Below are 18,003 nucleotides of genomic sequence, written 5' to 3'. Positions count from 1 at the left end.
CCTCTCAACCCTTTGATCGATCATCGATCAGCGAGTTAGAGTCGCCGACGGGCCCTTACCGGGGCCCTCCGCCCTGTCCTGCCAAAGACAAAGGGCACCCCCGAAACCCTGCCTGATTGAGGGAACCCCTTCGACTGAGGAAGGCGGCGACATGACCGACCCCAACGCCATCCAGGCCAGCGAGCTCGACCAGCTCCCCGACCGGGACCCCGAGGAGACCGCCGAATGGCAGGCCTCCCTGGACGCGGTCGCCAAGGCGGCCGGCCCGCACCGTGCCGCGTACCTGATGCGCCGCACGCTGGAGAGGGCGGAGGGCAACGGCATCGCGCTGCCGAAGCTCCTCGAGACCGACTACGTCAACACCATCCCCACCGCCGCCGAGCCGTCCGCGCCCGGTGACGAGGAGATGGAGCGGAAGATCACCGCGTGGAACCGCTGGAACGCGGCCGCGATGGTCACGCGCGGCTCCAAATACGGCGTCGGCGGCCACATCGCCACCTTCGCCTCCGCGGCCTGGCTCTACGAGACCGGCTTCAACCACTTCTTCAAGGGCAAGGAGGCCGACGGGTCCGGCGACCAGCTCTACATCCAGGGCCACGCCTCCCCCGGCATCTACGCCCGCGCCTTCCTCGACGGCCGGCTGGACGAGCAGCAGCTCGACAACTTCCGCCGCGAGTCGGGCGGCAACGGCCTCCCGTCGTACCCCCACCCCCGCCGTCTGCCCTGGCTGTGGGAGTTCCCGACGGTGTCGATGGGCCTCGGCCCGCTCTCCGCGATCTACCAGGCGCGCTTCAACCGCTACCTGACCGCCCGCGGCATCAAGGACGTCTCCGACTCCCACGTCTGGGCCTTCCTCGGCGACGGCGAGATGGACGAGCCCGAGTCCACGGCGGCACTCGCGCTCGCGAGCCGCGAGGGCCTCGACAACCTCACCTTCGTCATCAACTGCAACCTCCAGCGCCTCGACGGCCCGGTCCGCGCCAACTTCAAGATCGTGCAGGAGCTGGAGGCCCAGTTCCGCGGCGCCGGCTGGAACGTCGTCAAGTCGCTGTGGGGCAACGCCTGGGACGCGCTGTTCCGGCTCGACACCACGGGCGCGCTCGTACGACGGCTCCGCGAGGTACCCGACGCGCAGGTGCAGACGTACCAGACGCGCGACGCCGCCTACATCCGCCAGGACTTCTTCGGCAAGGACCCGGCCCTCGTCGAGATGGCGAAGCTGCTGTCCGACGACAAGATCCTCGAGTGCTTCCACCTCTCCCGCGGTGGCCACGAGGCGCGCAAGGTGTACGCCGCCTACAAGGCCGCCGTCGAGTTCAAGGGCGCGCCGACGGTGATCCTGGCCCAGACGGTCAAGGGCCACACCCTCGGCGAGGGCTTCGCGTCGAAGAACGCCAACCACCAGATGAAGAAGCTGACGGTGGACGAGTTCAAGACCATGCGTGACCTGCTTGAACTGCCCATCAAGGACAGTGACTTCGTCGACGGCGTGGTCCCCTACGGCCACCCCGGCGCCGACTCCCCCGAGGTCCGCTACCTCCAGGAGCGTCGCGCGGCCCTCGGCGGTCCGGCCCCCGCCCGCCGTGTGCACCCGGTGGCCCCGCTGCCGGCCCCGGCGGAGAAGGCCTTCGCCTCTTTCGACAAGGGCTCGGGTACGCAGAACGTCGCGACCACGATGGCCTTCGTCCGCCTGATCAAGGACCTGGTCCGCGACAAGGAGACGGGCAAGCGCTGGGTGCCGATCGTCCCGGACGAGGCGCGCACCTTCGGTATGGAGTCGCTGTTCCCGTCGCTGGGGATCTACTCCCCCAAGGGCCAGACGTACGAGCCGGTCGACCGCGACCAGCTGATGTACTACAAGGAGGCCCAGAACGGCCAGATCCTCAACGAGGGGATCACCGAGGCCGGTTCGATGGCCGACTTCATCGCCGCGTCCACCGCGTACGCGACGCACGGCGAGGCGATGATCCCGTTCTACATCTTCTACTCGATGTTCGGCTGGCAGCGCACCGCCGACCAGATGTGGCAGCTCGGCGACCAGCTCGGCCGCGGCTTCCTCGTCGGCGCCACGGCGGGCCGTACCACGCTGACGGGCGAGGGCCTGCAGCACGCGGACGGTCACTCGCCGGTGATCGCGGCGACGAACCCGGCGGCGCTGACGTACGACCCGGCGTTCGCGTACGAGGTCGCCACGATCGTGCGCGACGGCATCCGCCGTATGTACGGCGAGGCGGCCCCCGGTGAGGACCCGAACGTCTTCTACTACCTGACGGTCTACAACGAGCCGCTTCCGCAGCCCGCCAAGCCGTCCGGTCCGGGCATCGACGAGGGCATCGTCAAGGGTCTGTACCGCTTCAACACGGCGGAGTCCGCGGGCCTCTCCCCGGCCGCGAACGCCCCCCGCATCCAGCTCCTCGGCTCCGGCACGGCGATCCACTGGGTGCTGAAGGCGCAGCGGATGCTCGCCGAGGAGTGGGGCGTGGCCTCCGACGTGTGGTCCGCGACGTCCTGGACGGAACTCCGCCGCGACGCGCTGGAGGCCGACGCCGGCCTGCTGCGCGGCGAGGAGCGGGTCCCCTACGTCCGTCAGGCGCTGCACGGTGCCGAGGGCCCCGTCCTCGCGGTCTCCGACTACATGCGCCAGGTCCCGGACCAGATCGCGCAGTGGGTCGAGCAGGACTGGTCCTCGCTCGGCGCGGACGGCTTCGGCCTCTCCGACACCCGCGAGGGCGCCCGCCGCCACTTCGGCGTCGACGCGGAGTCCGTCGTGGTCGCGGCCCTGGCTCAGCTGGCCCGCCGGGGCGAGGTCAAGGCGACGGCCGTGAAGGAAGCACGCGAGAAGTACGGGCTGTAAGAGCCCGAGCTTCGAGGAAGGGGTACGGCGGCCGCCGTACCCCTTCGCTGTCAGTGGCCCCCGGCATCATGAACCCATGCGTGCTGCCCGTCTCATCAAAATGGTGCTGCTCCTCCAGTCCCGTCCCTCCATGACCGCCGCCGAGCTGGCACGGGAGCTGGAGGTGTCGGAGCGGACGGTCACCCGGGATGCGCAGGCGTTGTCGGGGGCCGGGGTTCCCGTGTATGCGGACCGGGGCAGGGCGGGCGGGTACCGCCTCATCGGCGGTTATCGCACCCGCCTCACCGGCCTGGCGCGCGGCGAGGCCGAGGCGCTGTTCCTGTCCGGTGTGCCGGGGGCGCTGCGCGAGATGGGGCTCGAGGACGCCGCCTCCGCAGCCCGGCTGAAGGTGTCCGCCGCGCTGCTCCCCTCCGTCAGCGACGCCTCCCGTACGGCCGCTCAGCGGTTCCATCTCGACGCGCCCAACTGGTTCACCGAGCCGAAGTCCCCCGAGCTGCTGCCCGCCGTCGCCGACGCCGTGTGGGACGACAGACGGGTCACCACGCGCTACCGCGGCCGCGAGCGCGAGGTGGAGCGAGAGCTGGAGCCGTACGGGCTCGTGCTCAAGGCGGGCGTCTGGTACCTGTGCGCGCGGATCCCGGGGAACGGCACCTTCCGGGTGTACCGCATCGACCGGTTCATGGCGGTGACGGCCGCCGGGGAACGCTTCGAGCGCGACGAGGAGTTCGACCTGCCCGGGTTCTGGGAGGAGCGCGCCGAACAGTTCGCGCGCTCGATCCTGCGGGCCGAGGTCGTCGTACGGCTGTCAGGAGCGGGGGCGCGCGGACTGCCGTACGCCGTCGATCCCGCCGGTCCCGCCCGGGAGGCACTGGCGGCCGCCGGGCCGCCGGACGACGACGGGTGGGTGACGGTGACCCTCCCGGTGGAGTCCGAGGAGGTCGCCCATGGGCAGCTCGCGTCGCTGGGGCCGGACGTCGAGGTGCTGGCTCCGGAGAGCCTGCGGACGCGGTTCGCGAGGGACGCCGTGCGTCTGGCGGGGCTGTACGGCAGGGACGAGACCCTGTTCGGGACATAACAATCCGCCGCACTCCACGTGCGTCCCACCCTTCCAGGCCCGATGCTGGACCCGTGATGGACGAGACGGAGTTCTGGGAGCTGGTGGACGCCACCCGCGAGGCCGCCGAGGGAGACCCCGAGGAGCAGGCCGACCTGCTCGTGGACCGGCTCCTGACGCTGGACCCGGACATGGTCCTCGACTTCGCCCGTCACTTCGAGGCCCGCTTCAACCGTGCGTACACCTGGGACCTGTGGGGCGCCGCCTGGATCCTGCTGGACGGGGTGAGCGACGACGCCTTCGACTCCTTCCGGTGCTGGCTGATCGGCCAGGGGCGCGAGGTGTACGAGGGTGGTGTGCACGACCCCGACTCGCTCGCCGACCTGCTGGCCGACTTCGACGAGGAGATCGACGGCGACGGCGAGGAACTGGGCTACGCGGCCGACGAGGCATACGAGCAGCTCACCGGTGCCGTCGCTCCCGACCTGGGTATCCCGCCCGGGGCCTCCGAGCCGCTCGGCGCGCCGGTCGACCTGGAGAGCGACCGGGTACTGGCGGAGCGGTACCCCAAGCTGTGGGACCGGTTCAGGGGCTGAGTCCCGGTCAGGCCGCTCGCCCTGTGTTCAGGCCGCCGTCGTGGCCCTGCGCCGGGTCGTGTCCGTCGGGATGTACGCCTGGGTCCGGTCGGCCTTCACCGCGTGGTGCATCGGGGCCGCGTTGGCCTGGTCGAGCGCGGACGCGGTGACGGCTGCCGGGCCGAGGATCACGGCCGCGACGGCGCAGACGACCGCCCAGGGGCCGCGCGCGGTCCGGGTCCATCCGCCGGCCGTCTCCGTGGTGTTCGTGTGACTGCTGTTCATTTCTTCCCCACCTCCAGTCAGTGCGTGTGCCTGACGATAGGGCGGCTGTTTCGGAGTGGTCCTTGAGTCGCCTGCGAGAAACCTGTGAGGGCTCGGCCTCTTGACCCCTGCCGTGACTCCCGGCTTACCGTGGCCGCCCCGAACAGGAGCACCCCGCCCATGACCAGCCCGTATGTGCGCGAGATCACGCGCGAGGAACATCTCGCCCATCTGCGGCTGCACCCCGACGCGAGCCATCTCCAGATCCCCGAGTGGGCCGACGTGAAGCCCGACTGGCTGGCGGAGAGCGTCGGCTGGTTCGAGGGCGACGCGAGGGTCGCGACGGCCCTCGTCCTGTACCGGCCGCTGCCCGGCACCCGGCGCTGTCTCGCCTATCTCCCCGACGGGCCCGCGATCGACTGGCGCGACCCGCGCCCGGAGCGCCTGCTGGATCCGCTGGTCGCCCACCTGGAGAAGCGCGGGGCGTTCTCGGTGCGGATCGGGCCACCCGTCGTCGTGCGGCACTGGGACCCCGGGACGGTGACGGCGGGCATCGCCGACCCCGACGTACGCCATGTGCGCGAGGTGCCCGCGGCCGGCGTCGACGGGTTCGCGCTGGACGCCGGGGAACGGCTGCGCGGGCTGGGGTGGCGTCGGTGCGCGCAGGACGAGGACAGCGGCTTCGGGCTCGGACAGCCGCGCTACGGCTGTCACATCCCGCTCGCGGGCCGCTCGGTGGACGAGCTGCGCGGAGCCCTCGCACCGCACTTCGAGCAGTCCCTGCGCACGGCCGAGTCGGCGGGTGTCCGGGTCTCCTGGGGGACGGCCGCCGATCTGCCCGACTTCTATCGCCTCTATGCCGCGACCGCCGCCCGAGACGGCTTCCGGGCCCGCCCGCCGGTCTACTTCCGGCGCATGTGGGAGGCCATGAACGCCGAGGACTCCGACCGGCTGCGGCTCTATCTCGCCGAGTACGACGGCGAGGTGCTCTCCGCCGCGCTGATGATCAACGTCGGTTCCCGCGTCTGGCACTCCTACGCCGCGTCCGGTCGCCGGGGGCGGGAACTACGGCCCAGCAGCGCGCTGTTGTGGCGGATGCTGTGCGACGCGCGGGCGGCCGGTGCCGAGACGTACGACCTGCGTTCCGTGAATCCCTCCCTCGGCGAGGATCGTCTGCTGGGCCGGCTCCGCTTCAAGACGGGGGCGGGCGGCCGGGTCGTGGAGTACCTCGGGGAGTGGGAACGGCCGGTGGGGCTCCAGGGCAGGGTGTTGCAGCGGGCCTTGGGGGTGTATCTCGGGCGCAGGTGACCCGGCGGCACTCGGCGGCGGCTCGCGGGTCAGGTCCGTCGGCCCTGGAGGCGGGCGGCCGTCTCCCTGATCTCCGGCAGCCGCGCCCTGAGGGCGGCGCCGGGACAGGTCGTCATGTAGCCGTCGCCGTGGCCGGCGAGGGCGGGCAGCTTCGCGGTGGTGCCGGCGGCGTAGCGGCTGAGGCTGTTGCTGGAGGTGAGACGTACGGTGGTGCGCGGGTCGATCCCGGTGAGGCCGAGTTTCCAGGCGGCCAGTGCGGCGATCGCGTCGGTCATCGCCCGCGGGACGTGAACGCCCGCGGTGAACGTGCCGATGGCGGCGATGCCCGCCGTGCGGTGGTTGAAGCCCTGGGTGTGGGCACCGGTGACGGCCCGGTCGACGCCGCCCGCACGGCCCTCGTAGATGGTGCCGCAGCGGTCGACGAGGAAGTTGTAGCCGATGTCGTCCCAGTTGCGGGCGCCGGTCTGGCCGGCGGCGAGGTAGCGGATGATGCGGGGCGTGTCGGCGCAGTCGTAGTCGTTGGGCGAGTCGGTGTGGTGCACGAAGACCGCGAGCACCTTGTCGTCGTAGCGCGGGGGCGGTGGGGTGCGGGCGGCGGAGTTCGCCTCATCGGTGCCGGCTGCCCACACCGACCGCGGCACGATGTGCGGCCTGACCGCGCGGTGCGCCGCGAGCCCGTGCCGGGCCACTTCGGCAGCCCTGGCGGGCCCGGCGTCGACCGCGCGCTCGACGCCGTTGACACACAGCACAAGCGCGAGGACGGCACCGAGCCCGGGAACACACCCGAGCACCACGCGCACAGCGAACGGGAGCCGCCGCGCCGCCCGAACAGAAGCGGCGGGTGGGCCGACGGCCACGGGCCTGTCGGGGGCCGCCGACGGCGCGGGATGTGCGGACCTGGCGGGGGCCGCCGACGGTGCGGGGGCTGCTGGGTCGGCGGGAGCTGCAGGCCGGACGGGGGGCGCGGACCCCGCGGAGGCCGCTAGGTCGGCGGGGACTGCAGGCCGGACGGGGGGCGCGGACCCGGCGGGTGCCGCCGACCGGACGGGGGTCGCGGGACGGCGGACGGGGGCCGTCGGCCGAACCGAAGCGGCGGCCCCAGGGGTGGCTTCAGCCCCGTCGGGGTCGGCTGTCCCGGCAGAAACCACGGGCTCGTCAGCTGCCGCCGGACGTGCGGGGACCGCAGGCCCGGTGGACACCCCGTCCCCAGCAGCGGCCGCAGGCCCGGCAGACGCCGTCGGGGCGACCGGAGCGGTGAGTCCGGTCGGCGCCTCGGGGCTGTCAGGAACCGTGGAGCCGATGGCAGCGGGCGCCGGACGGTGTTTACGGGGGAGGTGGTTTTGGAGCGCGAGGCCTCTTCGGCTCGCGTCACGTATGCGGGCCGCGAGTCCTGTCCCGCTCGCGTCACGTATTCGGGCCGTTCGCCGTCCTCGCATCCCCCGCGCTCTTCGGACACGCATGGTTCCACTCTCGGCCCGATCCGCTCCGCCCGCGATGTGTGCTGTGCCACCCGGTGGAACCATCGTCCTGGTCCGCGACGTTTTTCCAGGTGCACGCACACGTACCGCCGGGAACCGGCCACGCGTGCGTGCGGCTGATCACTGGACGCCTCGCCTGCGTACTGAAGGTTCCGAGAGAGAAGGGCGGCTCCGTGGACGTGCTCGACATCCTGCTGTTGCTGGTGATCGCCGCCTATGCGGCCTCCGGCTACCGACGCGGTCTGGTGGCCGGCTGCGTCTCGCTCGCCGGGTTCGTCGGCGGCGCGGTCGTGGGCGTGTGGGTGCTGCCGTGGATGATGGACCTGGTGGCACCGGGGAGCACGGCCGCGACGGTGACCGCCGTGCTGACCGTGCTGGTCCCGGCCGCGGTGGGGCACGAGCTGGCGGGACGGCTGGCGCTCAGGCTGCGCCGGGAGCTGGACCAGGGCCCGCTGAGAGTCGCGGACGGCGTCGGCGGTGCCGCCGCCAACTCCGTGGCCGTGCTCATCGTGGCCTGGGTCGCCGCAAGCGTGCTCGGCGCGTCCTCGTCCCCGCTGGTCACCACCGCCATCCGGGACTCCGCCCTGCTCGGCGCCGTCCAGGACTCCATGCCGGAGACCACGCCGTCCTGGTTCTCCCGGGCCACCTCCGCGCTGACCGAGGCGGGCTTCCCGCAGGTCTTCAACCCGTTCGAGAACGAGTCGACGGCCGAGGTCGCCAAGCCCACCGGCGACAGCGTCACGGCCGCCGCCACCGACGCGGCCAAGCTCAGCACGGTCAAGATCGAGGGCGCCTCCGGCACCCAGGGCCGCGAGGGCAGCGGCTTCGTGTACGCCCCGCAGCACGTGATGACCAACGCCCATGTGGTGGCCGGCATCGACGAGCCGAGCGTGCGGGTCGGCGGGGTCGGGCAGCCGTACAAGGCACGGGTGGTGCTGTTCGATCCGAACCGGGACGTGGCCGTGCTGTACGTCCCGGATCTCCGGGCGCCGGTGCTGCGCTTCGACGACAGCGCCTCGCGGGGCGACTCCGCGGTGGTCGCCGGCTATCCCCAGGACGGTGACCTGAACCTCCAGGCGGCCACGGTGGCCAACCGGGTGAAGGCGACCGGCCAGAACATCTACAGCGACGCCACCGTCACCCGCGAGATCTACTCGATCCGCTCGACCGTCCGCCCCGGCAATTCCGGCGGCCCGTTGCTGACCGCCTCCGGCAAGGTCTACGGCGTGGTCTTCGCCCGCTCCACCTCCGACGACGAGACGGGCTACGTCCTGACGGTCGACGAGGTCGCCGGCGACGCCGAGAAGGCGGCGGACGCCACGTCGCCGGTGGACACGGGCGATCTGGTCACGTCGTAACGCGGCAGCCTCCCGGATGACGGGGACACGGTCTCGCACGACACCGGTCCCGCACTGGTCCCGCATGGCACCCCGGAGGCTCCCGTGCCCGTGTTCTTCCTGATCTCGCTGCTCGTGGCGGGGGTCGCGCTCTGCCTGCCGGTGCGCAGACGCCGTACGACCGCCGCGGCCGACCAGATCCTCAGAGACGGCGCCCCATGAGCACGTCGTCGACGTACTCCCCCGCCAGCAGGAACTCCTCCGGCAGCACGCCCTCGACCGCGAAGCCCTCGGACTCGTAGAGCCCCCGGGCGGGCGTGTTGTGCCCGAGGACGCGCAGGGTGAGGCGGCGGGCGCCCCGGCGCCGGGCCTCCTCGGTGATCGCGCGGATCAGGGCCCGGCCGACACCGCGGCCCCGGGCCCGGGCGCTGACGACGAAACCCTGGATCTGGCGCACATGGGCGCTCGCCTCGAGCCCGGTCGGGAAACCGAGACGGATGTAGCCGAGGATGCGGCGGTCGGCCTCGGCGACCAGACAGTCGTCGGGGAAGTGCCGCTCGTCGAAGAACGGCCGGTAGGGCGGCTGCTGCTCGGGCAGGACGTCGTGCAGGGGCGACCATTCGGCACGCTCGAGGCGGGCCAGCTCCTCCTCGTCGTCGGGGAGAGCGAGGCGTATGGACAGCTGGGACATGACCGCCAGCCTACGGTGGAGGTACCGGAACCAGACATCGCTCTTACTCACCCACCAGGCAGGATGAGGTCATGCAACTTTCAAGAATCGCGGTGGCCGGAGCGTCCGGACTGATCGGCTCGGCCCTGACGCGGTCCCTGACCGCGGACGGGCACGAGGTGGTGCGGCTGGTGCGCCGGGAGCCCAAGGACGGGACCGAGGTCCGGTGGGACCCCGAGGCCGGGCGGGTCGACACGGCCGGGCTCGCGGGGTGCGACGCCGTGGTCAACCTCGCCGGGGCGGGGGTCGGTTCGCGCCGCTGGACGGACGCGTACAAGAAGCAGATCCACGACAGCCGGGTGAACGGCACGAGGGCCCTCGCCGAGGCGGTCGCCTCCCTGGACAAGCCGCCCCGGGTCTTCGTGAACGGTAGCGCGATGGGGTACTACGGCGAGACCGGCGACCGGATCGTCGACGAGGACTCCCCTGCCGGCCAGGGCTTCCTGCCCGAGCTGTGCGTGGAGTGGGAGGGGGCGACCGCGCCCGCTCAACAGGCCGGCGTACGGACCGCGTTCACCCGCACCGGGCTCGTGGTGGGCCGCGGCGGCGGAGCCTGGGGCAAGCTGTTCCCGCTGTTCCAGGCGGGACTTGGTGGGCGGATGGGCGACGGGCGGCAGTACTGGTCGTTCATCGCGCTGCACGACGAGGTGGCCGCGATCCGCCATCTCCTGGAGACCGACGGGCTGTCCGGACCCTTCAACCTCACCGCCCCGCAGCCCCTGACGAACCGTGAGATCACCGAGGCCATGGGCCGCGTGCTGCACCGGCCGACCCTCTTCACCGTCCCCGCGCCGGTATTGCGGGCCGTGCTCGGCGAGATGGCCGGGGACGTGCTGGGCAGCGCACGGGTGCGGCCGACGCGGCTGCTGGAGTCGGGGTTCACGTTCGCGTTCCCGGACATCGAGGGGGCGATCCGGGCGGCGTGAGGGTTCCCGTGGCCGTCTGTGACACCATGCGACCGCTGTGCGACCGTGCTCTGCCGATGCGCGACTGTTCCTGACCGGTCACCGCCCTACCCTCGACCCGAACTCGGGTATCCCCGGAGCCTGTTGGGGGCATGACGTCTCCACCGGCCGCGCAACCTCGAGGAGGGGCACGTGCTTGAGCCCGCGTACCAGGCGGACGTCGTGATCGTGGGAGCCGGGGTCGCCGGTCTCTCCGCGGCGCATCGGCTGACCAGCCAAGGAGTGACCGTCGCGGTGTTGGAGGCCGCCCCGTGTGTGGGCGGCCGGATGTCGACCGAGAAGGTCGACGGCTTCCGGCTCGACCGGATCGGACAGCTGCTGTCCACGGCGTATCCCGAACTACGGCTCGCGCCCGGGCTCGACGGGCTCGTGCTGCGGCCCTTCGCCCCGGGCGTCCTGCTGCATGGCGACGGACGCCATCACCGCGTGGACGCTCCGGCGGGCGCCCGGAGCGCAAGGGGCGCACTGCATGCGGTGCGCGCCCTGGCGAGCGCCCCTCGGGGGATGCCGGGGCCGAGGTTGGTGGCCGCACCCCGGAGGGCCGCATCACGGAGGGCCACGTTCCGGGTGCTGCCCGGTGCCGGTCAGGGGACCGCGTCCAGGGCCGCCCGCGCGGGCGCGCCGCTCGGCGGTGCCGTCGACCAGGCCCGGCTCGGTGCCGCGCTCACCCGGTTCGCCACCGTGCCCGTCGAACGCCTCCTCGCCCGTCCCGAGTTGCCCGCCGTGCAGTCGCTCGCGGCCCGGGGGCTGCCCGCGCGTACGATCGACGGCTTCCTGCGTCCCCTGCTCGCCGCACTGCTGTGCGACCCCGCGCTGACGACGTCCAGCCGATGCGCCGATCTCGCGCTGCGGGCCTTCGCGGGTGGGCGGCTGTGCGTGCCCGAGGGCGGCGCGGAGGCGCTTCCGGAGCTGCTCGCCCAGACGCTGCCGACGGCAACCGTGCACACGGGGGTGCGGGTCACGTCCGTCTCGACGACGTCGGTGACCACGGCCGAGCACGGCGAGATCCGGTGCCGGGCGGTGCTGCTGGCGACGGACGCACGGGCCGCCGCCGAGCTGCTGCCGGGGTTGCGGGTGCCGGACTTCCACCCGGTGACGGTCCTCCACCACACGACGGACGAACCGCCCCGCACGGGTTCCGCGCTGCTGCTCGACGCCGACCGGGGCGGCCCCGTGGCCCACACGGCGGTGATCAGCGAGGTCGACCCGAGTCGGGCCCCTTCGGGCCGGGCCCTGATCTCCTCGACGGTCCTGGGCACCCCGCCTCCGGACCTGGAGACGGCCGTACGCACCCACCTGGGCCGCCTGTACGGCACGCCGACGCACCGCTGGGAGACCCTCGCGGTCCACCACACCCGGGAGGCGGTCCCGGCCATGCCCGCCCCGCACGATCTGCGCCGCCCGGTACGCCTGCTGGCCGGCCTGTACGTGTGCGGCGACCACCGGGACACCAGCACGATCCAGGGCGCCCTGCACTCGGCCCACCGGGCAACCACAGCAATCCTGAAGGACCTGGGAGTGGCAGGCTCAATGCATAGGGCTGATCCGTTGCCAACGACGCGGGCCGCTTGAGACCGACGTGACACCCGCGCCCCCCGAGGGGCGCGGGGAACTGCGCGACAAGCCACGACGGCGCCGCACCCGTCACCGGGCCGTCGGAGTCACGGCGAAGCGGCCCCTACCCCAGCGCAGCAACCTTGTCCCGATAACTCCGCACCGGCGCCGCATCCTTGTACGGCTCCAACCGCCGCTCGAAGTCCCGCACATACTCCACCGCCCGCACCGACCTCATCTCCGCGGCCTGCCCCGCCGCCTCCGCCGCCAGCGCACAGGCCTGGTCCAGTTCCCCCAGACCCAGGCGCGCGGAGGCAAGGACCACCCGGCAGAACAACCGGCTCCGCGCATACGCGGGCGCCCGCAACTGAAGCGAGCGCTCGGCGTGCTGCGCCGCCGCCCGGAACTGCTGCAGATCCCGGTGACAGTGCCCGAACTCGTCCGCCAGCTGCGCCTCGTCGAAGAACCGTGCCCAGTGCGGGACGTCGTCACCGGGTCGGGCCGCCTCCAGGGCCCGTTCCGCGCGGACCAGTGACGCCGTGCACGCCCGCACCTCCCCCAGTACGCCGTGCCCCCGCGCCTCGGCCGCGTGCAGCAGTGCCTGCACGACCGGCGGGGCCGTCGTACCGACGCCCTGCTGGGCCACTCGCGCGAGCTGGATCGCCTCCCGCCCGTGCCCCAGATACACGGCCTGACGGCTCATCGTGACCAGCACATACGCCCCGTACGCCCGGTCCCCGGCGGCCTGCGCGAGCCGCAGCGCCTGCACGAAGTAGCGCTGTGCGAGGCCGTGCGCCGCGATGTCGTACGACGTCCAGCCCGCGAGCCGGGTCAGGTCCGCCGCCGCGGCGAACAGCCTGCGGCCGGTCGTCTCGCCGTAGGTGCCGCGCAGCATCGGCTCGCACTCGTGCTCCAGATAGCGCACCAGGGCCTGCCGGGCGTGGCCGCCGCCGTACTGGTCGTCGAGGGTGCGGAAGAGGTCGCCGACCGAACCGAGCGCGGCGATGTCGCCCCCGGTGACCTTCTGCCCGGGCGCGCGCTCGGCCTGGCCGCGCTGCCGCGGCACCACCGGGCGTCCCTGGGGAGGGATCCGGACCGGCTCGCCGCGGGCGACCCTGTCGTCGGGGCGGCCGATCAGCCAGTCACGGCTCGGCACGACCAGTCCGGCGGGGGTGAAGGCGATCTTGCGCAGTTCGGCGTGGCTGCCGGAGTCCTTGCGCCACAGCCCGCTGACGATGTCGACGGCCTCCTCGGGACCCGCGGCGAACTCCAGGCCGGCGTAGACGGGCGCGCAGGCGTCGAGGCCCAGGTCCTGCGCGGAGAGCCGGCGGCCGAGGCGCCGGGTGAAGACCTCGGCGATGAGGGCGGGCGTGGTGCCCCGGGGCTGTTGCCCGCGCAGCCACCGGGTCACGGACGTCTTGTCGTATCTGAGGTCCAGCCCGTGTTCGAGACCGAGCTGGTCCACGCGTCGGGCGAGACCCGCGTTGGAGAACCCCGCTTCTGCGATGAGCGCGGCGAGCTGTCGGTTGGGAGTGCGCTGCGCGGGTCGTTCCGTCATCTGCGGTGCGGTCTCCTGCCTTTCGGGCTGTCACGTGGTCACGTGGTGCCCGGATTGCCTGTGAGCAGCCCTTATGGCCTGTGCGAACGGCGAATGTAGCGGAGAGTGAGCAGACGATCGCACACTTCGACGTTCGTTCATCCGATCGTGTGAGGATTGACCCCGGAGCTGACGCCCGCGGGCCGGACGTACAGTGGCGTGGGCACCCTTCGTGCCTTACGACCTTCTAGGGAGGCGCTTGCCGTGAGTGGGTTGCGGTTCGTCCGTATGGGCTTCGGTACGGACGCGGTCGAGTACCAGGAGGCGTGGGACGAGCAGCGCCGGGTGCACGCGGCGCGGTTCGAGGACGAGATCCCCGACACCGTCCTGCTGCTCGAACACCCCCCTGTGTATACGGCGGGCCGGCGCACCGCGGACAACGAGCGGCCGCTCGACGGCACCCCGGTGATCGACGTCGATCGCGGCGGCAAGATCACCTGGCACGGTCCGGGCCAGCTGGTGGGCTACCCGATCCAGAAGCTCCCGCGTCCGGTGGACGTGGTGGCGCATGTACGGCGCCTGGAGGAGGCCCTGATCCGCACGTGCGCGGAGTACGGGCTCGAGACGACCCGGGTCGAGGGCCGCAGCGGCGTATGGGTGCTCGGCGATCCGGTCGAGCGGCGTCCGAAGATCGGGGGCCTCTCCCTGGACTTCGACCCCCGGCTCACGGACGAGGAGTTCGACCCGCGCATGAACGGCCCGGAGTACGCCCCGTCCAACGCGGGCCAGCGGCGCGAGGACCGCAAGATCGCGGCGATCGGCATCCGCGTCGCCAAGGGCGTCACCATGCACGGCTTCTCGTTCAACGTGAACCCGGACAACAAGTGGTTCGACCGGATCATCCCCTGCGGCATCCGTGACGCGGGGGTCGCCTCCCTCGCGGGCGAGCTCGGCCGGGACGTGACCATCGACGAGGTCCTGCCGGTCGTCGAGCGGCATCTGAAGGACGTACTCGAGAACGCGGAACTGAAGCCGAGAGTGATCGAGAAGACACCGGCAGCCTGAACACCGCCTCGGGCTTTCAAATCCACGGGCGTACCCTTGAGCACGCCGAAGAATCAAACGCTAGGGAGCCGGTCGTGTCCGCAGTCGCCCCCGACGGACGCAAGATGCTGCGCCTGGAGGTCCGCAACGCTCAGACCCCCATCGAGCGCAAGCCCGAGTGGATCAAGACCCGGGCGAAAATGGGTCCCGAGTACACCGCGATGCAGAAACTCGTGAAGAGCGAGGGCCTGCACACGGTCTGCCAAGAAGCCGGCTGTCCCAACATCTACGAGTGCTGGGAGGACCGCGAGGCGACCTTCCTCATCGGCGGCGACCAGTGCACCCGGCGTTGCGACTTCTGCCAGATCGACACCGGCAAGCCCGAGGCGCTGGACCGTGACGAGCCGCGCCGCGTCGGCGAGTCCGTGGTCACCATGGACCTGAACTACGCCACCATCACCGGCGTCGCCCGTGACGACCTGGAGGACGGCGGCGCGTGGCTGTACGCGGAGACGGTCCGGCAGATCCACGAGCAGACCGCGGGCCGTGAGGCCGGCCGCACCAAGGTCGAGCTGCTGGCCCCGGACTTCAACGCCGTGCCGGAGCTGCTCCAGCAGGTCTTCGAGTCCCGCCCCGAGGTCTTCGCGCACAATGTCGAGACGGTCCCCCGGATCTTCAAGCGCATCCGCCCCGGCTTCCGCTACGAGCGCTCCCTGAAGGTCATCACCGAGGCCCGCGACTTCGGCCTGGTGACCAAGTCCAACCTGATCCTCGGCATGGGCGAGACCCGCGAGGAGGTCAGCGAGGCGCTCCAGCAGCTGCACGACGCCGGCTGCGAGCTCGTCACCATCACCCAGTACCTGCGCCCGTCCGTGCGCCACCACCCCGTGGAACGCTGGGTCAAGCCGCAGGAGTTCGTGGAGCTGAAGGACGAGGCCGAGCAGATCGGCTTCTCCGGTGTGATGTCCGGACCCCTCGTCCGGTCCTCCTACCGGGCGGGCCGGCTCTACCAGATGGCGGTCGAGAAGCGCGGTTCCTACGTCGCTTCGCAGGCCGTCTGAGCACTGCCTGAGCTCTGCCCTGAGCATCTCTGGATGGCACGGAGTGCCACCCCAAACGTGTGAATCCGAGCACAAGCAACTACCCCTCGGTAGTGGCCGATTGACGCGGTCCCGGACATCCCCGCAGATAGGGGGGTCATCGGGGCCGCGTCCGTGTTTTCGGGCGGCACATCCAGGCTTCATGGGTGTTTGACCGGTCGGTCACGCCCTGGTAACACCATTCAGTGACCCTGGCTGTACAGCCCGTGCACCACTCACCAGAGCGCCCACTCCCGAGGGGGACCCCCATCATGCAGGCCGCGCCGGTTCGCGCCACCGCCATCCCGTCGTTCACCGATGCACTCCGTGCCGTCGAGTCCGTGCTCATGAGCAGCGGTCAGCGGACCGCCCGCCGTAACGCCTGGACGTCCGTCCTGGAGGACCGCCGCCGCGCCAAGGACAGGGTCGAGGCGCAGCGTGTCCTGGAGCAGACGCTCACCGGGACGGTCACCGCCCGCTCCTGAATCCTTCCCTTCGACGGTGGACACTGCCGTCGTAGGCGCCTGCGGGGCCACGTAGACTTCGGGGCATGGCGAGAAGTGACAGTGCGGCGGATGCCGCGAACCCCGGGCGACTGAAGCAGATCGCCCTGACGTACAAGATGACCCGCAAGGCCGACAAGAAGATCGGCCTGGTACTCGCGGGTGTCTTCATCCTCATCCTCGGTGTCTTTCTCGCGATCGGTTTCCTGATCGGTCATCCGGTCTACCTCGGCATCCTGGGCTTCCTGCTCGCCTTCCTCGGGACGGCGATCATCTTCGGACGCCGGGCCGAGCGGGCCGCGTTCGGGCAGATGGAGGGTCAGCCGGGCGCCGCGGCGGCCGTGCTGGACAACATCGGCCGGGGCTGGACGACGACCCCCGCGGTGGCGATGAACCGCAGTCAGGACGTGGTGCACCGGGCTGTCGGCAAGGCCGGCATCGTCCTGGTCGCCGAGGGCAACCCGAACCGGGTCAAGGGCCTGCTGGCCGCCGAGAAGAAGAAGATGAACCGTATCGTCGCGGATGTGCCGGTGCACGACATCCTCGTCGGCACGGGCGAGGGCCAGGTCCCCCTCAAGAAGGTGCGGACCACCATGCTCAAGCTGCCGCGCGTGCTGACCGGCCCCCAGGTGACGGCCACGACCGACCGCTTGCGGGCGATGGGCGACCTGATGAGCAACATGCCGTTGCCGAAGGGCCCCATGCCCAAGGGCATGAAGCTCCCGAAGGGCGGGCCCAAGGCCCGCTGAATCCTCTCGTACGAGGAGGGGGGCGCCCGGTGTGACACCGGGCGCCCCCCTCCTCGTAGTGGATCAGCAGTCGCTCCGGACGGGCCTGCCCGCGAACCGGTCGCCGAGCCAGGAGACGACGTCGCCGACGGCCTGGTTGTCGGCGAGGGATGGTCGCCGGCGTAGATCTTCCAGCCGGTCCGCACGCCCGCGGCGCAGTAGGCGGTGCGGACGGCGTCCTCGGTGGCGGTGGGGATGACCTCGTCGAGGGCCCGCGGTACTGCAGGACGGGGAAAGTGATGCCGTAGGTCCCGAGGTTCACGTCGAGCTTCTGGGCGTCCAGCACCTGACCCCAGCTGCGGCGCGGTGACGGTGCCGGCCAGACAAGGGCAGCGTCAGGACGCGACAAAGACGAGGCCTCTCTTCAGAGAGGGACCTCGTCGCATACGTACGTCCAAGGTCTTCAGATACGTACTTCCACGGTCTTCGCCAACCGGTCGTGCAGGCCCCTGCCGTCGCGGTCCCAGATCAGGGCCGGGACGGCGAGGCAGAGCAGGAACGTGCGCAGGAGGGCGCGCGCCGGGTTCACGCGACCGGTGTCGAGGGCGATCACCCGCAGGCCGAAGAGTCGCTTGCCCGGGGTGAAGCCGATGGTGCCGACGGTGAGAAGGCCCATCACGAAGAAGACCAGCAGCGCCCAGTTCGAGGTCGAGGGGCCGCCGTAGCTCTGAGTGATCAACTGGGATGCAATCAGGACACTCATCGCCCAGTCCACGGCGAGTGCGCCCAGCCGCCGTCCGGGGCGGGCGATCGAGCCCGGCCCCTCCTCCGGCAGGCCGAGCTGTTGTCCGCGGTATCCGAAGTCGACACCGGCGTCCTCGGCGGCCGCGCGGGGGCCCGAGAGCCACGATCCGATTGCATCCCTCTTGTCCACGCGTCCACGGTACTGCCAGCGTTTCGGGATACGGACAGGTGGGGCGGGACCCACGATGT

16 protein-coding genes and 1 pseudogene are annotated in these 18,003 nt (G+C 71.6%); 11 read left to right on the top strand and 6 right to left on the bottom strand.

The features are described from left to right. Positions 1-151 precede the first annotated feature (151 nt). The 3 genes from aceE to OG841_RS33645 all read left to right on the top strand — a co-directional run bounded on the left by aceE (position 152) and on the right by OG841_RS33645 (position 4,504). Positions 152-2,854, top strand: a complete 2,703-nt coding sequence (gene aceE / locus OG841_RS33655; RefSeq protein WP_371567859.1) for a pyruvate dehydrogenase (acetyl-transferring), homodimeric type — start codon at positions 152-154, stop codon at positions 2,852-2,854. Between the two features lie 76 nt (positions 2,855-2,930). Further along, positions 2,931-3,929, top strand: a complete 999-nt coding sequence (locus OG841_RS33650) for a helix-turn-helix transcriptional regulator (protein ID WP_371567856.1) — start codon at positions 2,931-2,933, stop codon at positions 3,927-3,929. 56 nt (positions 3,930-3,985) lie between these two features. Beyond that, a complete protein-coding gene (locus tag OG841_RS33645) occupies positions 3,986-4,504 on the top strand; it encodes a DUF4240 domain-containing protein (RefSeq protein WP_328643510.1) in 519 nt (172 codons plus the stop codon). Positions 4,505-4,531: 27 nt separating this feature from the next. Here OG841_RS33645 and OG841_RS33640 read toward each other — a convergent pair whose 3' ends face one another. Next, positions 4,532-4,768 carry a hypothetical protein gene (locus tag OG841_RS33640; RefSeq protein WP_328637952.1) on the bottom strand — a complete coding sequence of 79 codons (237 nt, stop codon included), beginning with the start codon at positions 4,766-4,768 and terminating at the stop codon, positions 4,532-4,534. 159 nt (positions 4,769-4,927) lie between these two features. On the opposite strand from OG841_RS33640, the gene OG841_RS33635 reads away from it, so the two are divergent. Beyond that, positions 4,928-6,055, top strand: a complete 1,128-nt coding sequence (locus tag OG841_RS33635) for a lipid II:glycine glycyltransferase FemX (RefSeq protein WP_328637953.1) — start codon at positions 4,928-4,930, stop codon at positions 6,053-6,055. A 29-nt stretch (positions 6,056-6,084) separates the two neighbouring features. Here the strand turns inward: OG841_RS33635 and OG841_RS33630 are convergent, their stop codons facing one another. Next, positions 6,085-6,849 carry a peptidoglycan recognition protein family protein gene (locus OG841_RS33630; protein WP_371567853.1) on the bottom strand — a complete coding sequence of 255 codons (765 nt, stop codon included), beginning with the start codon at positions 6,847-6,849 and terminating at the stop codon, positions 6,085-6,087. An 857-nt stretch (positions 6,850-7,706) separates the two neighbouring features. Between OG841_RS33630 and OG841_RS33625 the strand changes: the two genes are divergently transcribed. Continuing rightward, positions 7,707-8,891: a MarP family serine protease gene (locus OG841_RS33625; RefSeq protein ID WP_328637955.1), complete on the top strand. Its 1,185-nt coding sequence runs from the start codon at positions 7,707-7,709 to the stop codon at positions 8,889-8,891. Between the two features lie 181 nt (positions 8,892-9,072). Here OG841_RS33625 and OG841_RS33620 read toward each other — a convergent pair whose 3' ends face one another. Further along, the gene (locus tag OG841_RS33620) at positions 9,073-9,561 is read right to left on the bottom strand and encodes a GNAT family N-acetyltransferase (RefSeq protein ID WP_371567851.1); all 489 of its coding nucleotides are present in this window, start codon (positions 9,559-9,561) and stop codon (positions 9,073-9,075) included. Between the two features lie 71 nt (positions 9,562-9,632). Here OG841_RS33620 and OG841_RS33615 point away from each other — a divergent pair, with 71 nt between their 5' ends. Together OG841_RS33615 and OG841_RS33610 are read left to right on the top strand one after the other, a co-directional pair. Then, positions 9,633-10,526 (top strand): TIGR01777 family oxidoreductase, encoded by an 894-nt coding sequence (locus OG841_RS33615; protein WP_328637957.1) that lies wholly within the window; start codon positions 9,633-9,635, stop codon positions 10,524-10,526. Positions 10,527-10,697: 171 nt separating this feature from the next. Further along, positions 10,698-12,137: an NAD(P)/FAD-dependent oxidoreductase gene (locus OG841_RS33610; protein WP_365118279.1), complete on the top strand. Its 1,440-nt coding sequence runs from the start codon at positions 10,698-10,700 to the stop codon at positions 12,135-12,137. 106 nt (positions 12,138-12,243) lie between these two features. Here OG841_RS33610 and OG841_RS33605 read toward each other — a convergent pair whose 3' ends face one another. After that, positions 12,244-13,677: a regulator gene (locus OG841_RS33605; RefSeq protein WP_328637959.1), complete on the bottom strand. Its 1,434-nt coding sequence runs from the start codon at positions 13,675-13,677 to the stop codon at positions 12,244-12,246. A 243-nt stretch (positions 13,678-13,920) separates the two neighbouring features. Between OG841_RS33605 and lipB the strand changes: the two genes are divergently transcribed. The 4 genes from lipB to OG841_RS33585 all read left to right on the top strand — a co-directional run bounded on the left by lipB (position 13,921) and on the right by OG841_RS33585 (position 17,031). Then, positions 13,921-14,721 (top strand): lipoyl(octanoyl) transferase LipB, encoded by an 801-nt coding sequence (lipB, locus tag OG841_RS33600; protein WP_328637960.1) that lies wholly within the window; start codon positions 13,921-13,923, stop codon positions 14,719-14,721. A gap of 74 nt (positions 14,722-14,795) precedes the next feature. Further along, positions 14,796-15,761 (top strand): lipoyl synthase, encoded by a 966-nt coding sequence (gene lipA / locus OG841_RS33595; protein ID WP_266525806.1) that lies wholly within the window; start codon positions 14,796-14,798, stop codon positions 15,759-15,761. 290 nt (positions 15,762-16,051) lie between these two features. Next, on the top strand, positions 16,052-16,264 hold the full coding sequence (locus OG841_RS33590) for an SCO2195 family GlnR-regulated protein (RefSeq protein ID WP_328637961.1): 213 nt from the start codon (positions 16,052-16,054) through the stop codon (positions 16,262-16,264). Between the two features lie 65 nt (positions 16,265-16,329). Next, on the top strand, positions 16,330-17,031 hold the full coding sequence (locus tag OG841_RS33585) for a DUF4191 domain-containing protein (RefSeq protein WP_266565835.1): 702 nt from the start codon (positions 16,330-16,332) through the stop codon (positions 17,029-17,031). A gap of 63 nt (positions 17,032-17,094) precedes the next feature. Here OG841_RS33585 and OG841_RS48660 read toward each other — a convergent pair. Next, positions 17,095-17,380, bottom strand: a pseudogene (locus OG841_RS48660) (lipase family protein); the annotation flags it as partial. Between the two features lie 93 nt (positions 17,381-17,473). Then, the gene (locus OG841_RS33580; protein ID WP_371567846.1) at positions 17,474-17,944 is read right to left on the bottom strand and encodes an RDD family protein; all 471 of its coding nucleotides are present in this window, start codon (positions 17,942-17,944) and stop codon (positions 17,474-17,476) included. Positions 17,945-18,003: the final 59 nt, after the last annotated feature.

Origin of the sequence: Streptomyces canus, assembly GCF_041435015.1 — a bacterium.
In the GTDB taxonomy this organism is placed as follows: Bacteria; Actinomycetota; Actinomycetes; order Streptomycetales; family Streptomycetaceae; genus Streptomyces; species Streptomyces canus_G.
Note: the sequence above shows the minus strand (reverse complement) of the source record. Positions and strands in the feature narration are given on the sequence as shown.

Bases quoted from the DNA above. Each gene is read 5' to 3' on its own strand.
- OG841_RS33640 (WP_328637952.1), bottom strand. From the start codon at position 4,768: ATGAACAGCAGTCACACGAACACCACGGAGACGGCCGGCGGATGGACC.
- OG841_RS33635 (WP_328637953.1), top strand. From the start codon at position 4,928: ATGACCAGCCCGTATGTGCGCGAGATCACGCGCGAGGAACATCTCGCC.
- OG841_RS33590 (WP_328637961.1), top strand. From the start codon at position 16,052: ATGCAGGCCGCGCCGGTTCGCGCCACCGCCATCCCGTCGTTCACCGAT.
- OG841_RS33605 (WP_328637959.1), bottom strand. From the start codon at position 13,677: ATGACGGAACGACCCGCGCAGCGCACTCCCAACCGACAGCTCGCCGCG.
- OG841_RS33650 (WP_371567856.1), top strand. From the start codon at position 2,931: ATGCGTGCTGCCCGTCTCATCAAAATGGTGCTGCTCCTCCAGTCCCGT.
- OG841_RS33585 (WP_266565835.1), top strand. From the start codon at position 16,330: ATGGCGAGAAGTGACAGTGCGGCGGATGCCGCGAACCCCGGGCGACTG.
- OG841_RS33620 (WP_371567851.1), bottom strand. From the start codon at position 9,561: ATGTCCCAGCTGTCCATACGCCTCGCTCTCCCCGACGACGAGGAGGAG.
- aceE (WP_371567859.1), top strand. From the start codon at position 152: ATGACCGACCCCAACGCCATCCAGGCCAGCGAGCTCGACCAGCTCCCC.
- OG841_RS33615 (WP_328637957.1), top strand. From the start codon at position 9,633: ATGCAACTTTCAAGAATCGCGGTGGCCGGAGCGTCCGGACTGATCGGC.
- OG841_RS33645 (WP_328643510.1), top strand. From the start codon at position 3,986: ATGGACGAGACGGAGTTCTGGGAGCTGGTGGACGCCACCCGCGAGGCC.